This is a genomic window from Microbacterium umsixpiens (genome assembly GCF_053543675.1).
In genome coordinates this window covers 23,097-25,395 of sequence record NZ_JBLVOH010000097.1, presented here as the reverse complement: position 1 = coordinate 25,395, position 2,299 = coordinate 23,097, and the positions used below count along the sequence as shown (strand labels likewise).

General features: G+C 69.6%; 2 protein-coding genes. Both read left to right on the top strand.

What is annotated here, in order from left to right:
- Window positions 1-784: zinc-binding dehydrogenase (locus tag ACNPM4_RS09925; protein WP_448985545.1), on the top strand; the 784-nt coding region annotated here is incomplete at its 5' end.
- A 48-nt stretch (window positions 785-832) separates the two neighbouring features.
- On the top strand, window positions 833-2,269 hold the full coding sequence (locus ACNPM4_RS09920) for an APC family permease (protein ID WP_105710090.1): 1,437 nt from the start codon (window positions 833-835) through the stop codon (window positions 2,267-2,269).
- Window positions 2,270-2,299 lie beyond the last annotated feature (30 nt).

Below are 2,299 nucleotides of genomic sequence, written 5' to 3'. Positions count from 1 at the left end.
GGCCGCGACCGTGGTCGCGCCCCTCGGCGTGCTGTTCGACGGGACCTCGCGTCTCAGCCGCGACGGCGAGACGCTGCATCACTACCTCGGCGTCTCCTCGTTCGCCGAGGAGGTCGTGGTGCCCGCGTCCGGAGCCGTGAAGGTGCGCGACGACGCCCCGCTCGATGTCGTCGCCGTCGTCGGGTGCGCCGTGGCCACCGGCGTCGGTGCGGTGCTCAACACGGCCGCGGTCGAGCCCGGTTCCACCGTCGCGGTGATCGGGTGCGGCGGCGTGGGCCTCAACGTCGTCCAGGGGGCGCGACTCGCCGGTGCGGAGCGCATCGTCGCGATCGACGTTCGACCCGAGAAGACCCAGCTGGCCCTGCAGTTCGGCGCGACCGACCGCATCGACGCCTCTCAGGGCGACGCCGTCGCGCAGCTGCGGGAACTGATCTCCGACGGGGTCGACTACGCCTTCGACGCCATCGGACGCACCAGCACGACGGAGCAGTCGATCCAGATGCTCGGGCTCGGCGGCGCCGCCGTGATCGTGGGCCTCCCCCCGACGGGTGCCCGCGCCTCGTTCGAACCCCTCGTCCTCGCCGAGGCCGACCAGCGCATCCTCGGATCGAACTACGGCTCCGTCCGCCCCTCCATCGACGTTCCCGCTCTGGTGGACCGGTACATGGACGGACAGCTCAAGATCGACCCCCTGATCTCCGGGCGGCGCCCGCTGTCCGAGGCCGCGGCGGCCCTCGACGATCTCGAGACCGGTTCGGCACTGCGCACGCTCCTCATCCCCTGACCGCGCACCGCGGACCCTCACCCCTGAAACCCGAATCCAGGAGAACCCATGTCTGACACCGTCGTCGCCCCGCCCGGCGCGCCCCAGGATGCCGGCCTTCGCACCGGCGTCATGAGCGGCCCCGAACTCGCCGCTCAAGCCATCGCCAACATCGCCCCCAGCGCCGTCATCGCCTTCACCGCGGCGGCGATCTTCCTCGGTGCGGGCAACGGCACCATCTACGCCTTCGCCCTGGCGACGATCGTCATCCTGTGCGTCGGCTACTGCGTCGTCGTGTTCGCTCGCAAGCACGCCTCGGCGGGTTCGCTGTACACGTACGTGTCGAAAGGCCTCGGGCCTTTCGGCGCCTTCCTCGCCGGCGTCACCCTGCTGATCGGCTGCTTCGGCATCGCGGCCGCCTCCCTCAGCGGTTCCGTCAGCTACATGGCCCAGTTCCTCCGCATGCTCGGCCTTCCGGCCCAGGGACTCGGATGGGACATCGGCCTCGCCGTCGTACTCGGCGGGTTGGCGACGCTGTTCACCATCCGCGGCATCCGCCTGTCGGCCCGGGTCTCGCTCGTGCTCGAGCTCCTCTCCGTGGGTATCATCCTCGTGCTCCTGGTCGCGGCACTCATCTGGGCCGGACCCGCCGCGTGGGACCCCGCTCAGGTGCTCGCCACCGGATCCTCGTTCCAGGGGGTCGCGTCGGGCATGGTGCTCGGCATCCTCGGGTTCGTGGGGTTCTCCTCCGCTGACGCACTCGGCCGAGAGGCCAAGGAGCCGTACAAGGCGATCCCCCGCGCGATCATGTGGAGCGCGCTCGGCGTCGGAGTCCTATACGTGTTCGCGGCGTATACGCAGATCACGGTGTTGGGCGACGACCTCGCCACCTCGGCCAGCCCGCTGGAGAGCATGTCGGCTCTCATCGGCATGCCGGCCTGGTTCGCCGCCGCCCTCACGATCGGTGTCTCGGCCTCGTTCTTCGCGGTCGTCGTCGCTCCGCTCAACGTGATCGGGCGCATCGTGTACGTCATGGGCAAGGAGGGCGTGGTCGCCGAGCGGTTCGGTCGCACCCACGAGCAGCACCTGACCCCGCACCGCGTGCTGATCATCGCCGGCGCGGCCGCGATCACGGTCGACATCGTGCTGCTGCTCTCGGGAGCGGCGACCGGCGACATCCTCGTCTGGGTGAACACCTGGGGCACCTACGGCTACATGGTCGCCTATGCCCTCGTCGCAATCGCCTGCGTCGTCTACACGCAGCGGGCGAAGATGCGCAACGGCCTCGTGAAGGTGTGCGCGACCATCGCGGTCGTCACCATGGCGTACGTGTTCTTCGCGAACGTCTGGCCGGTGCCGGCGTTCCCGTACAACGTGATCCCGTACATCTTCCTGGCCACCGTCGCTCTCGCGCTGACCCGGTACCTCTACCTGTCGCGTCGTCGACCCGACGTGATCGCCCGCATCGGCAACACCGAGACGAGCGCCATGGAGGGCGTCGGCTGACGCCGTCCTCCCCCACTGATGAGAAGAGCC